The sequence below is a fragment of the Massilia sp. CT11-137 genome, from assembly GCF_047302885.1.
Classification (GTDB): domain Bacteria; phylum Pseudomonadota; class Gammaproteobacteria; order Burkholderiales; family Burkholderiaceae_D; genus Telluria; species Telluria orientalis.
On the sequence record NZ_JBKYMP010000001.1, the window covers coordinates 1,107,779 to 1,122,252 of the forward strand.

General features: G+C 65.4%; 15 protein-coding genes. 10 read left to right on the forward strand and 5 right to left on the reverse strand.

Translation table 11 applies throughout. The annotated features are described in order from the left end of the window. The first annotated feature begins 212 nt into the window (after positions 1 to 212). From ACEN98_RS05030 to ACEN98_RS05040, 3 genes are all read left to right on the forward strand, one after another. Positions 213 to 359 carry a hypothetical protein gene (locus ACEN98_RS05030; protein ID WP_413382069.1) on the forward strand — a complete coding sequence of 49 codons (147 nt, stop codon included), beginning with the start codon at positions 213 to 215 and terminating at the stop codon, positions 357 to 359. 94 nt (positions 360 to 453) lie between these two features. Beyond that, positions 454 to 897, forward strand: coding sequence for a GNAT family N-acetyltransferase (locus tag ACEN98_RS05035; RefSeq protein ID WP_413339232.1), 444 nt, complete (start codon positions 454 to 456; stop codon positions 895 to 897). A gap of 82 nt (positions 898 to 979) precedes the next feature. Further along, positions 980 to 2,185: a cyanophycinase gene (locus ACEN98_RS05040; protein ID WP_413339230.1), complete on the forward strand. Its 1,206-nt coding sequence runs from the start codon at positions 980 to 982 to the stop codon at positions 2,183 to 2,185. On the opposite strand, the gene ftrA is transcribed toward ACEN98_RS05040, so the two are convergent. Further along, positions 2,154 to 3,137: a transcriptional regulator FtrA gene (gene ftrA / locus ACEN98_RS05045; RefSeq protein ID WP_413382072.1), complete on the reverse strand. Its 984-nt coding sequence runs from the start codon at positions 3,135 to 3,137 to the stop codon at positions 2,154 to 2,156. The genes ACEN98_RS05040 and ftrA overlap by 32 nt on opposite strands. 89 nt (positions 3,138 to 3,226) lie before the next feature. Here ftrA and ACEN98_RS05050 point away from each other — a divergent pair, with 89 nt between their 5' ends. From ACEN98_RS05050 to ACEN98_RS05065, 4 genes are all read left to right on the forward strand, one after another. Then, a complete protein-coding gene (locus tag ACEN98_RS05050) occupies positions 3,227 to 3,625 on the forward strand; it encodes a rhodanese-like domain-containing protein (protein WP_413339226.1) in 399 nt (132 codons plus the stop codon). Between the two features lie 87 nt (positions 3,626 to 3,712). Continuing rightward, complete coding sequence (locus ACEN98_RS05055; protein WP_413382076.1) at positions 3,713 to 5,125, forward strand: M64 family metallopeptidase; 1,413 nt, start codon at positions 3,713 to 3,715, stop codon at positions 5,123 to 5,125. 85 nt (positions 5,126 to 5,210) lie between these two features. Beyond that, entirely contained in the window at positions 5,211 to 5,723 is a 513-nt protein-coding gene (locus ACEN98_RS05060; RefSeq protein ID WP_413382079.1) for a hypothetical protein, read from the forward strand. A 154-nt stretch (positions 5,724 to 5,877) separates the two neighbouring features. Beyond that, on the forward strand, positions 5,878 to 6,408 hold the full coding sequence (locus ACEN98_RS05065; protein ID WP_413339221.1) for a hypothetical protein: 531 nt from the start codon (positions 5,878 to 5,880) through the stop codon (positions 6,406 to 6,408). Between the two features lie 49 nt (positions 6,409 to 6,457). Here ACEN98_RS05065 and parC read toward each other — a convergent pair whose 3' ends face one another. Next, positions 6,458 to 8,797 carry a DNA topoisomerase IV subunit A gene (parC, locus tag ACEN98_RS05070; protein WP_413382082.1) on the reverse strand — a complete coding sequence of 780 codons (2,340 nt, stop codon included), beginning with the start codon at positions 8,795 to 8,797 and terminating at the stop codon, positions 6,458 to 6,460. 113 nt (positions 8,798 to 8,910) lie between these two features. Beyond that, positions 8,911 to 10,911 carry a DNA topoisomerase IV subunit B gene (locus ACEN98_RS05075; protein WP_413382085.1) on the reverse strand — a complete coding sequence of 667 codons (2,001 nt, stop codon included), beginning with the start codon at positions 10,909 to 10,911 and terminating at the stop codon, positions 8,911 to 8,913. 295 nt (positions 10,912 to 11,206) lie between these two features. Between ACEN98_RS05075 and ACEN98_RS05080 the strand changes: the two genes are divergently transcribed. Beyond that, positions 11,207 to 12,175: a gamma-glutamyl-gamma-aminobutyrate hydrolase family protein gene (locus ACEN98_RS05080; protein ID WP_413382088.1), complete on the forward strand. Its 969-nt coding sequence runs from the start codon at positions 11,207 to 11,209 to the stop codon at positions 12,173 to 12,175. Positions 12,176 to 12,186: 11 nt separating this feature from the next. Here the strand turns inward: ACEN98_RS05080 and ACEN98_RS05085 are convergent, their stop codons facing one another. Further along, a complete protein-coding gene (locus tag ACEN98_RS05085) occupies positions 12,187 to 12,639 on the reverse strand; it encodes an Lrp/AsnC family transcriptional regulator (protein ID WP_413382091.1) in 453 nt (150 codons plus the stop codon). An 81-nt stretch (positions 12,640 to 12,720) separates the two neighbouring features. On the opposite strand from ACEN98_RS05085, the gene ACEN98_RS05090 reads away from it, so the two are divergent. Together ACEN98_RS05090 and ACEN98_RS05095 are read left to right on the forward strand one after the other, a co-directional pair. Beyond that, positions 12,721 to 13,338 (forward strand): LysE family translocator, encoded by a 618-nt coding sequence (locus tag ACEN98_RS05090; RefSeq protein ID WP_413382094.1) that lies wholly within the window; start codon positions 12,721 to 12,723, stop codon positions 13,336 to 13,338. Between the two features lie 78 nt (positions 13,339 to 13,416). Further along, positions 13,417 to 13,767 carry a hypothetical protein gene (locus ACEN98_RS05095; RefSeq protein ID WP_413382097.1) on the forward strand — a complete coding sequence of 117 codons (351 nt, stop codon included), beginning with the start codon at positions 13,417 to 13,419 and terminating at the stop codon, positions 13,765 to 13,767. A gap of 1 nt (position 13,768) precedes the next feature. Here the strand turns inward: ACEN98_RS05095 and ACEN98_RS05100 are convergent, their stop codons facing one another. Next, positions 13,769 to 14,443 carry an ArsR/SmtB family transcription factor gene (locus ACEN98_RS05100; RefSeq protein ID WP_413382100.1) on the reverse strand — a complete coding sequence of 225 codons (675 nt, stop codon included), beginning with the start codon at positions 14,441 to 14,443 and terminating at the stop codon, positions 13,769 to 13,771. Between the last annotated feature and the right edge of the window lie 31 nt (positions 14,444 to 14,474).

A 14,474-nucleotide genomic window follows, 5' to 3' on the forward strand; every position in this document is an offset into this window, starting at 1 on the left:
TGTCCGATGATGTCGTTGTGCTTGGCACCCATGACATAACGACGGGATACGGACATGGCGGCACGACACGGGATGGGTTGGATGGCGGCGATGGCGATCGTGGGCGGGGCGTATGCTCGGCAACAGGCGACTGGGACCGGATGCGCTCGCTGTTCGCAGCACGGAGACGTGCGGCCAGATCGTCCACGTGTTCAGTACGTACGAATCGCGGCATGCGCGGGGACGCCGAACCGTTCCAGCGCGGCATCAACAGCATCCAGCTGTACCACGACGGCAAGCGCTGGTGGATCGTGAGCCTGCTGTGGCGCGCCGAGGACGCGTGGGTGCGCCTGCCGGAGCGCTATTTGCCCAGGCGCTGAACGGTTCATGCACGCACGATTGGCGGAAACGTCCATGCGGACCGGAACGGGGATAGAATTGGTTTTTTTACCAGATTGACGGTTTGGCGTGTCCATGATTCCAACCACCAACGATTCCAGTTTCCAGGTCAGCACGGACCGGACGCGGCTCGATATTCCGATGATCTACCGCTTCCTCAGCGAGCAGTCGACCTGGGCCGTCGGCATCTCGCGTACCGTGGTCGAGCGCTCGATCGAGAATTCGCTGTGCTTCGGCGGCTACCTCGACGGCCGCCAGATCGCGTTCGCGCGGGTCATCACCGACTATGCGACGATGGCGCACTTGTGCGACGTCTTCGTCGTGCCCGAGTACCGCGGGCGCGGCTATGCGAAGCAGCTGATCCGTATCGTCATGGAGCATCCGAGCCTGCAGCGCATGCGCCGGTTCACCCTCAACACGAACGACGCGCACAGCCTGTTTGCCCGCTTCGGCTTTGCGCCGTCCGAGCGTCCGGACACGCTGATGGAGCGCTACTACCCGAACATATATCTTTCCTGACCGGACGCAACACGCTGCCGGTCCTCTACAATCAGGCTTACTGTTTGTCGAAGTCGGGAAGGGTTTTATGGTTCGGTCTGCGTTGCGTCTTTTCCTGGCCGTGCTGCTGCTGGCCGGCGCGCCCTGGTGCGCCGCCGCCGATGCGGCGGTACAGCCCAAGGGATCCCTCGTCATCATCGGCGGCAATCTGCGACCCGCGAATGGTCCCGTATGGGAACGCATCATCCAGCTCGCGGGCGGGAAGGGGGCGCGCATCGCCGTGTTCGCGTCCGCGTCGGGCACGCCGGAACGGTCCGGCAAGAGCCTCGTCGAGCGCCTCAACAGCTATGGCGCCAAGGCATTTTTCGTCCCCGTCGCGGTCAAGCTGTCCGGCAGCAATTACCAGGCGGCGGCCGACGACCGGGGCCTGGCCGAAGCCGTGCGCAACGCGAACGGCGCGTTCTTCGCGGGCGGCGACCAGAGCCGGATCACGCGCGCACTGCGCCACGAGGACGGCAGCAATACCCGCGTCCTCGATGCCCTGTGGGACATGTACCGGCGCGGCGGCGTGATCGCCGGCTCCAGCGCCGGGGCCGCCATCATGAGCAGCACGATGTTCGGCCGGCCCCGCACGGTGCTGGCCACGCTCAAGCTGGGCGTGGAAGAGGGCGAGGAAATCACGGACGGGCTCGGCTTCGTCGGCGACGACGTCTTCATCGACCAGCACCTGCTCGTGCGCGGCCGCTTCGCGCGCATGTTGCCCGCCATGCTCAAGAAGGGCTACAAGCTGGGCCTGGGCATCGACGAGGACACGGCGATGGTGGTGCTGCCCAGCCGCGACGTCGAGGTGATCGGCTACAAGGGCGCGCTCGTGCTCGACCTGTCGAACGCGATCGTGCACGAGGGCGCGTTCAACGTGACCAACGTGCGCGTCAGCTACCTCGACAACGGCGACCACTTCAATATCGTCACGCGCGAATGCACGCCGTCCGACGACAAGGCCGACAACAAGCTCGACCCGTCGCGGCCGTACTACCGCGAACCGCTGTTCACCGCCGATATCCTCGGCAACAGCACCGTCGTCGACCTGATGAGCAAGCTGATCGACAGCGACCAGCCGGACGCGATCGGCATCACGCTCGGCAGTCCGAACGGCGTCCAGCCCGACCTCGGCTTCGAATTCCGTTTTACACGTACGGACGACAGCGTCGGCTACCAGTCGTCGTCGATGGAATCCTATTCGATCTATAACGTGCGGCTGGACATCCGGCCGATCCTCATCCGCCGTCCGCTGTACCAGTACAAGTAACCTGGCCAGGCGGGCGCTTGCGGTAGCGCCCGGGCGATGCCAGCCCGTGCGCGCGAAAATGCCGGCGCAGCGATTCGGCCGAGCCGAGCCCGGCCAGGTCCGCGATCGCATCGATGGCGAGTTGTGGCCGTGATTCCAGCAACTGCGCGGCGAGTGCGACCCGCTCGCGCACGAGCCAGCCGAGCGGCGCGAGGCCCGTTCTTTCCTTGAAGCGGCGCTGGAAGGTGCGCGTCCCCAGGCGCGCCTCGGCCGCCATCGATGCCACCGTATGCTCGGCCCGGATGGTTTCGCGCACGCGGTCCATCAGGCGGGCGATGGTATCCACGCCGGCGTCGGGCACCGGACGCGCGACGCGCTGCGCCTGGTCGCCGTCGCGGTGCGCCGGGATCACGAGACGTTGCGCGACAAGGTTGGCGACCTCGGCCCCGAAGTCGGTGCGCACGAGGTGCAGCAGCATGTCGAGGCCGGCCGCGGAACCGGCTGACGTGACGATGTTGCCGGATTCGACGTACAACGCGTCCGGATCGATCTCGATGGTCGGAAAGCGGGCGAGCATGTCGTCCAGGTAGTGCCAGTGCGTGGTTACCCGCAGGCCGTCGAGCAGGCCGGCGTACGCCAGCACGTAGGCGCCCGTGCAGATCGTGCATAGACGCGCACCGCGTGCGTGCGCCGCGCGCAGGGCGTCGGTCAGGGCGGGCGGCGGCACCTCGTACCGGTCGCGCCAGCCGGGAATGACGATCGTGTCCGCGTGCGCGAGGGCGTCGAGACCGTGCGGCACCTGCACCGTCAGGCCGCCCCTGGCGCGCAGTGGACCCGGCTCGATGGCGCACACCGTATGGCTGTACCAATGCACGCCCAGCTCCGGACGCTCCAGGGCGAACAGCTCGATGGCGCAGGCGAATTCGAAAGTGCACAGGCCGTCGTAGGCGATGATGGAGACGTGATGGGACATGGCGCGATGTTACCAATTTCTGTCGCGCAAGGCACTGCCGCCAGCGCGCCGGCGCTGCGACACTAGCGTCTCTTACACAGGAGAGACCCATGACTTCATCCGTATCCGCCATCCCAGCCGCATCCGGCGACCGGGCCATGGACCACTTCGGTACCGCATTCGAATTCGAGACGGACTGCTGGGACGTGCACGACGCGATCGCCAGCGGCACGCAGGATTTCGTCCTGTTCGACGTGCGCAGCCCTGAGCTGTACGCGCGGGGCCATGTGCCGCAGGCGATTAACATGCCGCACGGGAAAATTGTTGAAGCGAAGCTGCGCGATTATCCGCTGGACACCTTGTTCGTCGTCTATTGCGCCGGCCCCCATTGCAATGGCGCGCACCGCGCCGCGTACCGGCTGGCGAAGCTGGGGCGACCCGTCAAGTTGATGATCGGCGGGATCACGGGCTGGATAGACGAAGGCTTCGAGCTGGTCCAGGCAGCTTGATCGTTAATTGTCAGAAAGCCAAACCTGCGCTAGATTGCAAGTTTTAGGGCTTGCTGAAGAGCCTGCCAAACTGACGACGGAGCGCACATGATTCGATCGCTGTTATCTCTGCTGGCCGCCTGCGCCTTCCCCGCACTGGCCATCGCCGCCCAGCCCGCCACCGTCCGCGTCGACTACATCCACAGCGGCAACGCCCTGTCCGAACAGTACGCCATCGAGCGCGTGCTGATCGAACCGCTGCCGTGGCCCGGCGACATGTCGCGGCCGTTCGACGACACCAACCGCGGCAACAACCGCGTCGAGGTGGCGGATGCGAAGACGGGAGACTTGCTGTATTCGCGCGACTTTTCCACCGTGTTCGGCGAGTGGAAGACGACGGAAGAGGCCAATAAACTCAGCCGCGGGTTCCATGAGTCCGTGCGCTTTCCGAAGCCCGACCGCCCCGTGCGCGTGCGCATCCTGAAGCGCGACGAGCGCAACCAGTTTTCCGTCGCGTGGAGCGTCGATGTCGACACGGATGCGCAGGACGTCGTGCGCGCACAGGGGCCGGCGCCGGCCACGCCGATTCCGATCCGCGTGAGCGGACCGTCGCCGCGCAAGGTCGACCTGCTCGTGCTGGGCGACGGTTATACGCAGGCCGAGATGCCGAAGTTCGAAGCCGCGGTGCGCCGCCTCGCGCAGCATTTGTTCGAGGTGTCGCCGTTCAAGGAGCGCGCGAACGATTTCAACGTGTGGGCGCTGGCGGTGCCGACGCGGGAATCGGGCGTGTCGCGGCCGTCGACGGGCATGCATCACGCGTCCGCGCTGGGCACGCGCTACGACATCTTCGGCAGCGAGCGCTATGTGCTCACGCTGGACAACCGTGCGCTGCGCGACATCGCGCAGTACGCGCCGTACGAATTCATCGAGATCCTCGTCAACAACGACACGTATGGCGGCGGCGGCATCTTCGGCCAGTTCAGCACGGCGGCTGCGAACAACGACTGGGCGGACTATCTGTTCGTGCACGAGTTCGGCCACCACTTCGCCGGGCTGGCCGACGAGTACTACACGTCGCCCGTCGCGTACCAGTCCAGCGGCGCGCGCATGGAGCCGTGGGAACCGAACGTGACGGCGTTGCGCGATCCGGCCCGCCTGAAGTGGAAGCAATACGTGCAGGCCGGCACGCCGTTGCCGACGCCGTGGCCCAAGGCCGAGTATGAAGCGTATTCGCGCGAGTACCAGAAAAAGCGGGCCGCGCTGCGGGCGGCCAACCGGCCGGAGTCGGAGATGAACGCGCTGTTCCGCGAAGACCTGGCGCACTCGAACGCCCTGTTTGCGCAGGCCAGGTACCGCAAGGCGATCGGCGCGTTCGAGGGCGCGAACTACGAAGCGACCGGCTATTACCGTCCGGCCATGCAATGCATCATGTTCGACCGCAGCGGCGAGTTCTGCCCCGTCTGCCAGGACGGCATCAGCGACATCATCGACCTGTACGCGGGCCGGCCTGCCAAAAAGTAGCACCGGCGGGTGCGCTGCCGAACAGAGTCACCCGGGCGGCGCACCTATCCTCGTTTCGACTACTCACCTACGAAACGGGATCATCATGAACAAATTCCTCCCCACCCTCGTGTGTGCCCTGCTGGCGTCGTCGGCCTGGGCCCAGACCACGGCCAATACGGCGCCGATCGGCCAGGCCGTCTCCGGCCACAACACCACGGCCGCCGGCGTGTCCGGCACGGGCCTGCGCACGGACGGCACGGCGAACACCGGTTCCGCACATGGCGCCACGGGCCGCCAGGCCGCCGGCGTCAACAGTGCCGGCCAGGTCGTCGGCAAGAGCACGGCCGTCATCAATCCCGCGCCGGCCAAGGCCGACAGCGTCAACGCCCAGGCCACCAACACGACGGCACCCAACAACACCGACACCGATGCGGCCGCTACCGGCGGGCGCGGCAAGGCCGGCACGAAGGCCGAAAGCGAAGTCATGAAGGCGAATGCAAGGGCCGTGAAAGAGCCGCCGGGCAGCCGCATGAAAACGCAGGCCGCTGTGAAGGCAAGCAAGAAAAAACATGCTGAATCGAAACGCAAGGGCGCCGAGAAGGCGGCCGAGCGCTGAAAAATCTTGTCACAAATTGGATGATGACCAGTATGTACTGCGTGCGCTGGCGAACAGAGCGAAAGTTGTCCAAAGCATATTCTGAAGCCCTGACTTAACAAAAACATATCGGCGCGTCACGGCGCGCCCCACCATAATCTTCAGGAGAACTACGATGAATAAACTGCTCGCCACCCTGATCGCCGGCCTGTTCGCTACCTCGGTCTACGCCCAGACCACGACCGCACCGGCGACCCCGGTCACGACGACCACCGACACCACCATGGGCCAGAGCGGCACGGCTGGTACGACCTCGACCGGCAATGCGGATGCCGACAAGAAGATCGCCAAGGCCAACGAGAAGGAAGCCAAGGAGATGTCGAAGCAGGACGAGAAGATCGACAAGGCCGTCGGCCAGGCCAACGAGAAGAAGGCCAAGGCCCACGACAAGGCCGAGAAGAAGGTTGCCAAGGCTCACGAGAAGGTCGCCAAGGCTGATCCGGAAGACAAGGCCAAGGCTGCTGCCAAGGCCGAGGAAAAGACCGCCGAAGCCAATTACGACGCCCAGAAGACCATGATCAAGGCCGACGAAAAGGCCCAGAAGAAGATCGTGGACGCCAACGCCGATAAAGCCAAGGCCCACGCCAAGGCCAATGAAAAGCGTGCCGAAGCCACCGCCGAGGCACACAAGGACGCCGCCAAGTAATCGGATGCGCCCATGAAAAAACGGACCCGCGGGTCCGTTTTTTTTATCCTCAACCGCCGTCCGTCTGGCGCATCGCGAGGTCTTTCGCCTTCAGCTTGGCCGACAACGGCTTGCCCTTGTTGGCCCGCTTGCCGAAGTGCGGCTCCAGGCCGGACGCGAACAACTCCACCGTGCGCGGCTTGTCGCCGGCCCAGGTGCCGACCACGTTCAGGCCTTTCTGGCTGATCGGCTGCACGGCCAGCAGCTTTTCCTTCGGCTCGAGGCCCATCAGGATCACGCCGCGGCCGCCGTTCTGCAGCACCTTCATTTCGTCGATGCCGAACACCAGCACGCGGCCCTTCTCGGACAGGCAGGCGATGGCGCCCGCATTGTCCGATACGACGCGCGGCGCCAGCGGCACGGCGCCGTCGTCCAGCGTGATAAACGATTTACCACCTTTCAGGCGCGTGATCATGTCGCCGGCTTTCGTGATGAAACCGAAGCCGGTCGTCGTCGCGAGCAGCAGGCGCGTCTCGGCCGGCCCCACGTAGTAGTACAGGATGCGTCCGCCGCCCGACAGGTCGACGAGCGTCGTGATGGGCACGCCGTCGCCGCGCGCGCCGGGCAGAGCGGCCACGGGCACGGAATACACCTTGCCGTTGTCGCCGACGCACAGCAGCGTGTCGACCGTGCGGCACTCGAACGCGCCGTACAGCGAATCGCCCGCCTTGAACGTGAACTGGGCCGGATCGTGGCCGACACCGGTACGCGCGCGCACCCAGCCCTTTTCGGACACGATGACGGTCACCGGCTCGTCGATGATCTTCTGCTCGGCCACGGCCTTCTGCGCTTCCTCGATCAGCGTGCGGCGGTCGTCGCCGTACTGTTTCGAGTCCGCCTCGATCTCGCGGATGATCAGGCGCTTCATCGAGTTCGGGTTATCGAGGATGTCTTCCAGCTTTTCCTTCTCGCCGCGCAGCTCGGCGAGCTCCTGCTGGATCTTGATCGCTTCCAGGCGCGCCAGCTGGCGCAGGCGGATCTCGAGGATGTCCTCGGCCTGGCGTTCCGACAGGCGGAAACGCTCGATCAGCGCGGCCTTCGGATCGTCCGAATTGCGGATGATGTGGATGACCTCGTCGATGTTCAGCAGGACGGTTTCGCGGCCTTCCAGGATGTGGATGCGGTCGTTGACCTTGCCCAGCCTGAATTCCGTGCGGCGGCGGACCGTGACGAAGCGGTACTCGATCCATTCCTGCAGGATCTCGGTGAGACCCTTCTGGCGCGGACGGCCGTCGCCGCCGATCATCACAAGGTTGATCGGTGCCGACGTTTCCAGCGACGTGTGCGCCAGCAGCATCAGCATGAATTCGGTCTGGTCCTGGTTCTTCGACTTCGGCTCGAACACGAGGCGCACCGGCGCTTCGCGGCCCGATTCGTCGCGCACGGCGTCCAGGGCGCCGAGGATCGTCTGCTTCAAGGTCAGCTGCTCGGGCAGCAGGGTCTTCTTGCCGACCTTGATCTTCGGGTTCGTGAGTTCCTCGATCTCTTCCAGCACGCGCTGCGACGACACGCCCGGCGGCAGTTCCGTGACGACGGCCTGCCACTGGCCGCGCGCCAGTTCCTCGATCTTCCAGCGCGCGCGCACCTTCATCGAGCCACGGCCCGATGCGTACATGTCGGCGATGCTTGACGCCGGGGTGATGATCTGGCCGCCGCCCGGATAGTCCGGACCGGGCATGAGGGTCATCAGCTCGGCGTGCGTGATCTTCGGATTGCGGATCATCGCGACGGCGGCGGAAGCCACTTCACGCAGGTTGTGCGACGGGATCTCGGTGGCCATGCCGACCGCGATGCCGGACGCGCCGTTCAGCAGCAGCATCGGCAGGCGCGCTGGCAGCGTGCGCGGTTCCTCGCTGGAACCGTCGTAGTTCGGCTGGAAGTCGACGGTGCCCATGTCGATTTCGTCGAGCAGCAGGCGCGAGACGGGTGTCAGACGGGCTTCCGTGTAACGCATCGCGGCGGCGCCGTCGCCGTCGCGCGAGCCGAAGTTGCCCTGGCCGTCGATCAGCGGATAGCGCAGGGAGAAATCCTGGGCCATGCGCACGAGGGCGTCGTAGACCGACTGGTCGCCGTGCGGGTGCAGCTTACCGAGCACGTCGCCGACGACGGTCGCGGACTTGCGCGGCTTCGCGGTCGGGCCGAGACCCAGTTCGTTCATCGAGTACAGGATGCGGCGCTGGACGGGCTTCTGGCCGTCCGAGACGTCCGGCAGCGCGCGGCCTTTCACGACCGAGACGGCATAGTCCAGGTACGCGCGCTCGGCGAAAGTCGAGAGGGTCAGCGTCTCGGCGTCATCGCCGCCGCCGCCGCCGGGGGGAGTGGTTTGTTCGAAGAGGCTTGCTTGCGTCATGATCTTGTATGTTCGATTCTTTTCGGGCTACGTCGCGTGGGCTCGGGGAGCCCACCCTACGGCGTTGCAGGTAACGTAGGGTGGGCACCCCGTGCCCACGCGCTACGCGCACATCAGATGTCGGCTTCCGTCTCGTTCCCGTGCTCCTCGAGCCACGCGCGACGGGCGGCAGCTTCGCCTTTACCCATCAGCATGTTGAAGCGCGCCGACGATTCGGCCAGGCCGTAGTCGCCGAAGGCCACCGGCAGCAGGCGGCGGGTGTCCGGGTTCATCGTCGTTTCCCACAGCTGCTCGGCGTTCATCTCGCCCAGGCCCTTGAAGCGGGAGATGCTCCACACGCCTTCCTTCAGGCCTTCTTTTTTCAGCTTGTCCTCGATGGCGAGCAGTTCGCCGTCGTCCAGCGCGTACAGCTTCTGGATCGGCTTTTTCCCGCGCGCCGGCACGTCCACGCGGTACAGCGGCGGGCGCGCGACGCATACGTGGCCGTTCTTGAAGAGGGCAGGGAAATGCTTGAAGAAGAGGGTCAGCAGCAGGACCTGGATGTGCGAGCCGTCGACGTCCGCATCGGAGAGGATGCAGATCTTCCCGTAGCGCAGGCCGGACAGGTCCGGGCTGTCGTCCGGGCCGTGCGGATCGACGCCGATCGCCACCGCGATGTCGTGGATCTCGTTGTTGGCGAACAGGCGGTCGCGGTCCGTTTCCCACGTGTTCAGCACCTTGCCGCGCAGCGGCAGGATCGCCTGGAATTCCTTGTCGCGGCCCATCTTGGCGGAACCGCCCGCCGAATCGCCCTCGACGAGGAACAGCTCGTTGCGCGTGATGTCCGTCGATTCGCAGTCGGTCAGCTTGCCCGGCAAAACGGCCACGCCGGACGACTTCTTCTTCTCGACTTTTTGCAGCGAACGGAGACGCGATTGCGCCTGCTTGATGACGAGTTCCGCCAGCTTGCGGCCGTATTCGACGTGCTGGTTCAGCCACAGTTCGAGCGGCGGCTTGGTGAACGACGACACGAGTTTCACCGCGTCGCGCGAGTTCAGGCGTTCCTTCGTCTGGCCCTGGAATTGCGGGTCCAGCACTTTCGCGGACAGCACGAACGAGACGCGCGCGAACACGTCTTCCGGCAGCAGCTTGACGCCCTTCGGCAGCAGCGAGTGCATCTCGACGAAGCCCTTCACGGCGCCGAACAGGCCGTCGCGCAGGCCGGACTCGTGCGTGCCGCCGCTGACCGTCGGGATCAGGTTGACATAGGATTCGCGCACCACCGAACCTTCCTCGGTCCAGGCCACGACCCACGCCGCGCCTTCGCCCTCGGCAAAGCCTTCATCGCCGGCGGCGGCGTACTGCGCGCCTTCGAACAGCGGGATCACGGTCTGGCCGCCGCCGGCCGTCTGCGCCAGCGCTTCCGTCAGGTAGCCGCGCAGGCCTTCGTCGTAGCGCCAGGTCTGCTTGTCGCCGGTCTTGGCGTTCGTCAGCGTGACGGTCACGCCCGGCAGCAGCACGGCTTTCGAGCGCAGCAGGCGCTGCAGCTCGGTCATCGGGATGTTCGGCGAATCGAAGTATTTACCGTCCGGCCAGGCGGTGACGCGCGTGCCGTTCTTCTTGCCGCCGCGCTCGAACGGTTCGGAGGTCAGCGGCTCGATGACGTCGCCGTCGGCGAACACGAGCTTGTGCACGCCGTTGCCGTCGTCGTCCTTGCGCCACACCGTGATTTCCAGGCGCTTCGACAGTGCGTTCGTGACGGACACGCCGACGCCGTGCAGGCCGCCCGAGAACGCGTAGGCGCCACCGGAGCCCTTGTCGAACTTGCCGCCGGCGTGCAGGCGGGTGAACACGATCTCGACGGTCGAGACGCCTTCTTCCGGATGCAGGCCGACCGGGATGCCGCGGCCGTCGTCCTCGACGGTGATGGAACCGTCCGCGTTCATCGTCACGTCGATGTTCTTGCAGTGGCCGCCCAGCGCCTCGTCCGAGGCGTTGTCGATCACTTCCTGGATAATGTGCAGCGGATTCTCGGTGCGTGTGTACATGCCCGGACGCTGCTTGACGGGCTCCAATCCTTTCAGGACGCGGATGGATGATTCGCTGTAATCGGGTGCGGGTTTCTTGGTGGCCATGCTTGATCTTCAATCATTCGAATGCTGCGCATTCTATCTTGTCGCGCGGAAAATAAGCGACTTCACGCGGTGGGTTCTACAGGACGGGACGCGGCGTGCGGCCAAAACAACTGTATGAAAATACAGTATTTTTGCCTGTTAAGCGCAAGTTTGCAAGTGTTCGTTGCACGGATTGCCAAGTCGGCGGCATCCCGGCATCCTGTGCATATGCGGGTGGGTGCGGAGATTTCATTACTAAAACGATATTTTTCTTAAAACGAATCGTGCGCGACCGTCGCAAGGATATATTGAGATCATGGCTGAGGACAATGACAAGCACGCTAATGAACCAGCGGACGCCGGACCGCCGCCGAGGGTGCCGGACCGGCGAGCGGGCGGCAATGCGTCGCGCTACCTCCGTACCGACGACACGCCGTTGAACTTGGCCGGCCGCGTATTGCGCTCGCGCTGGCGTGCGCTGACCGACAAGTTCAACCGCGACTTCATGCGGCGCACGCTGCGCATTGGCGTCTCCGCCCGCATCTTCCATCCGGAAGAGGGCGCGAAAGGCCTGCGCAGCAAGAACTTGCAATACCTTGAGGAATCGATCGCGCAATGGGTGATGTCGCGCGACGTGCTCGTGTTCATGGTCCCGACTGTCAATACGAACGGGCTGCTGCACCCCAGCAACATCACGATGCGTCATTACGCGCGCCACCTGGACGGCCTCGTGCTGCAGGGCGGGGCGGACGTGTCGCCGATGACGTATTCCGAAACGCCGACGCGGCCCGAATGGAACGGCGACCGCGCGCGCGACGTGTATGAACTGGAACTGCTGCACGAATTCGTCGACGCGGGCAAGCCCGTGCTGGGCATCTGCCGCGGTTGCCAGCTGATCAACGTCGCGTTCGGCGGCACCTTGCACCAGGATATCGTCTCGAACGTGCCCGGCGCCCTGCCGCACGTGCACGACATCTACGACGCGCACCGGCACGCCATCATGTTTCCGCATGGATCGTCGCTGCGCAAGATGTTTCCCCAGCACGAACGCGCCGTCGTGAACTCGATCCACCACCAGGCCGTCAAGGACCTGGGCCGCGATATCCACGTGGAGGCGATGTCCGAGCCGGACGGCGTCATCGAAGCGATCCGCTACCAGCGTGCGCCATTCGTGATGGGCTTGCAATGGCATCCGGAATTCCACCGCGCCACGGGCGGCGACCTGCTCGACTGCACGCCGGTGCTGGATGAATTCCTGCGGGCCGCGCGCGAGACCCGCCTATGAGCCGCCTCTGATCACAGCGGCAGGGGCCGCCCCTGCACGACGCTCTTCATCACGAGCGTCGACGTCAGCCGCAGCACGTTCGGCAACGTCGACAGGCTGTCGTCCCACAGTTTCTGGTACGCCGCCAGGTCCGTCGTGATGACGTTCAGAATGTAGTCCGGGTCGCCGAACAGGCGCTGCGCCTGGATGATTTCGGGAACGCCGGGCACGGCGACTTCGAAGGCACGTACGCTCTCCCGGTCGGTGGCGCGCAAGGTGACGAACACGATGGCCGCGAAATTCAGTCCGACGGCCGCCGGATCGATCGTCGCCCGGTAGTCGGCGATGATCCCCGCGTCTTCCAGTGCGCGCACGCGCCGGTGGCACGGCGACAGGCTCAAGCCGATGCGTTCCGCCAGGTCGGTGAGAGAAAGTCGTCCGTCTTTCTGTAGTTCCGCAAGAATCTTTCGATCGTAATCGTCCATGAGAAAGATGTTGCCTGATATGGGCGACTTTTGACAAGACTCTGGAAGCACATTTCTGGCGCGGCGCAGTACGCTGTCGTCATGAATACACATACCCTCCTGCTGTTTTCCGCCACCGTCCTGCCGCTCGTGTGCACGCCCGGCCCGGACATCCTGTTCATTGCGTCGCAAGCGATGTCCGGCGGCACACCGGCCGGACTGCGCGCCACGACGGGCGTGCTGCTCGGCTACTGCGTCCATTCCTTTCTCGTCGCGCTCGGCCTCGCGGCCGTCGTGGCGGCGTCACCCGTCCTGTTCGAGGTGATCCGCTGGGCCGGTATCACATACCTGGTCTACCTGGCCTCGAAGATGATCCGGGCGGCGCTGCGTTCCGGCGAGCTCGTCGTACCGAAGGGGCGGGTAACGAACCAGCTCGCCAAGGGTTTTCTTACGTCCCTGCTCAATCCGAAGGGAATGATGGTGTACGTGGCCATCCTGCCCCAGTTCATGGACCGGCACGGCGGCAACACGACGCTGCAGGCGGTCGTCCTGTCGGCGGCCTTCATGTTCTGGTGCGCGGTCGTGTACGCCTCGCTGTGCCTTGCGCTGGGCCGGGCAGGACAGCGCCGCCTGAGCGACACCCGGCGCCGGGTGATCGACGGCTCGGCCGGTGGCATGGTCCTGGTTGCGGCCGGGTTCATGGCGCTGGTCCGGCAATGAGCAGATTGCGCTTGCGTTCATCTTCGTCCCGATCCATAATCTAAACGAGAATCATTCTCATTTATGCGAGGAGTCTTTATGGACGACGATCTGCTGGACGAACTGAACACGCCGGACGGGCGGCGCACCACGCGCCACGAACTGCTCGTGGCGGCGCTGCTGCACCTGATGTCGCAATACACCGTGAACAATGCGGATGCCTGCGACCGCGCGAGCGGCGATGGGCCGTGCGTGAAACTGGCCTCGGTGATCGAGCGCCACCTGAATGCGCTGGCGCGCCTGCCGGATGCCGATCCGGTGCTGCGCGCCACCTGCGAGCAGCTGAGCGTGAAATGGGCGGGCCTCGTCGACCGCGGCCTGCCGGCGCCCGTCAAGCGCCCGCTGCTGGCGCGGATCCTGGGGCCGGGCCGGCCCTCGCTGGCGACCTGACTCAGTCCAGCCAGGCCCTGAGCGCCGCCTCGCCGTCCGCGCTGAACGCGAGCACGCGCGATTCCGGCACGCGGCGCGCCCAGCCCAGTTGCTGGAAACGCTCCAGCAGCGCCGTCCCGAGGGCGCCGGCCAGGTGATGGCGGCGCTCGCTCCAGTCCAGGCAATGGCGGCACAACGGCCGCCGTGTGGCGGAGGGCAGTGGATCGATGCCGATGGCCGCGATCAGTGCGCGGCCATGGTCGGTCAGGGTGACGCCGCCGGCATCCAGCGCGAACGCGCCGCGCCGGGCCAGGCTTTCGTAGACGAGCACCCCGAGTTCGCCGGCGAGATGGTCGTAGCAGACCCGCGCCTTGCGCAGCGCCGGTTCGCGCGGACTGGAACGCACGCGCACGGATCCTGTGCCGAACGCGATGCCCATCATGGATTCGAGCAGGTGCGCGACGTCGGCGTCGGCGATGCGGAAATAACGGTGCCGCCCCTGCGCCTCCACGGCGAGCAGGCCCGCCTCGCGCAGCTTGGCGAGGTGCGTGCTGATCGTCTGGCGCGTGACGCCGGCGGCGTCGGCCAGTTCCGTCGCCGTCAGCGCCATGCCGCTCATCAGCACGTTCAGCACTTCGGCGCGCGCCTGGTCGCCGATCAGTGCGGCGATGTTCGCGATATTCGGTCCGTCTCTCATGGTTCGATCTTAGCCGAAGCATCGGGGGAGG

What these genes read in the sequence shown, in the direction of transcription:
- ACEN98_RS05055 (WP_413382076.1), top strand. Translation starts at nt 3,713, where the DNA reads ATGATTCGATCGCTGTTATCTCTGCTGGCCGCCTGCGCCTTCCCCGCA.
- ACEN98_RS05085 (WP_413382091.1), bottom strand. Translation starts at nt 12,639, where the DNA reads ATGGACGATTACGATCGAAAGATTCTTGCGGAACTACAGAAAGACGGA.
- ACEN98_RS05060 (WP_413382079.1), top strand. Translation starts at nt 5,211, where the DNA reads ATGAACAAATTCCTCCCCACCCTCGTGTGTGCCCTGCTGGCGTCGTCG.
- ACEN98_RS05090 (WP_413382094.1), top strand. Translation starts at nt 12,721, where the DNA reads ATGAATACACATACCCTCCTGCTGTTTTCCGCCACCGTCCTGCCGCTC.
- ACEN98_RS05050 (WP_413339226.1), top strand. Translation starts at nt 3,227, where the DNA reads ATGACTTCATCCGTATCCGCCATCCCAGCCGCATCCGGCGACCGGGCC.
- ACEN98_RS05035 (WP_413339232.1), top strand. Translation starts at nt 454, where the DNA reads ATGATTCCAACCACCAACGATTCCAGTTTCCAGGTCAGCACGGACCGG.
- ACEN98_RS05065 (WP_413339221.1), top strand. Translation starts at nt 5,878, where the DNA reads ATGAATAAACTGCTCGCCACCCTGATCGCCGGCCTGTTCGCTACCTCG.
- ACEN98_RS05100 (WP_413382100.1), bottom strand. Translation starts at nt 14,443, where the DNA reads ATGAGAGACGGACCGAATATCGCGAACATCGCCGCACTGATCGGCGAC.
- ACEN98_RS05080 (WP_413382088.1), top strand. Translation starts at nt 11,207, where the DNA reads ATGGCTGAGGACAATGACAAGCACGCTAATGAACCAGCGGACGCCGGA.
- ACEN98_RS05030 (WP_413382069.1), top strand. Translation starts at nt 213, where the DNA reads ATGCGCGGGGACGCCGAACCGTTCCAGCGCGGCATCAACAGCATCCAG.
- ACEN98_RS05075 (WP_413382085.1), bottom strand. Translation starts at nt 10,911, where the DNA reads ATGGCCACCAAGAAACCCGCACCCGATTACAGCGAATCATCCATCCGC.
- ACEN98_RS05095 (WP_413382097.1), top strand. Translation starts at nt 13,417, where the DNA reads ATGGACGACGATCTGCTGGACGAACTGAACACGCCGGACGGGCGGCGC.
- parC (WP_413382082.1), bottom strand. Translation starts at nt 8,797, where the DNA reads ATGACGCAAGCAAGCCTCTTCGAACAAACCACTCCCCCCGGCGGCGGC.
- ftrA (WP_413382072.1), bottom strand. Translation starts at nt 3,137, where the DNA reads ATGTCCCATCACGTCTCCATCATCGCCTACGACGGCCTGTGCACTTTC.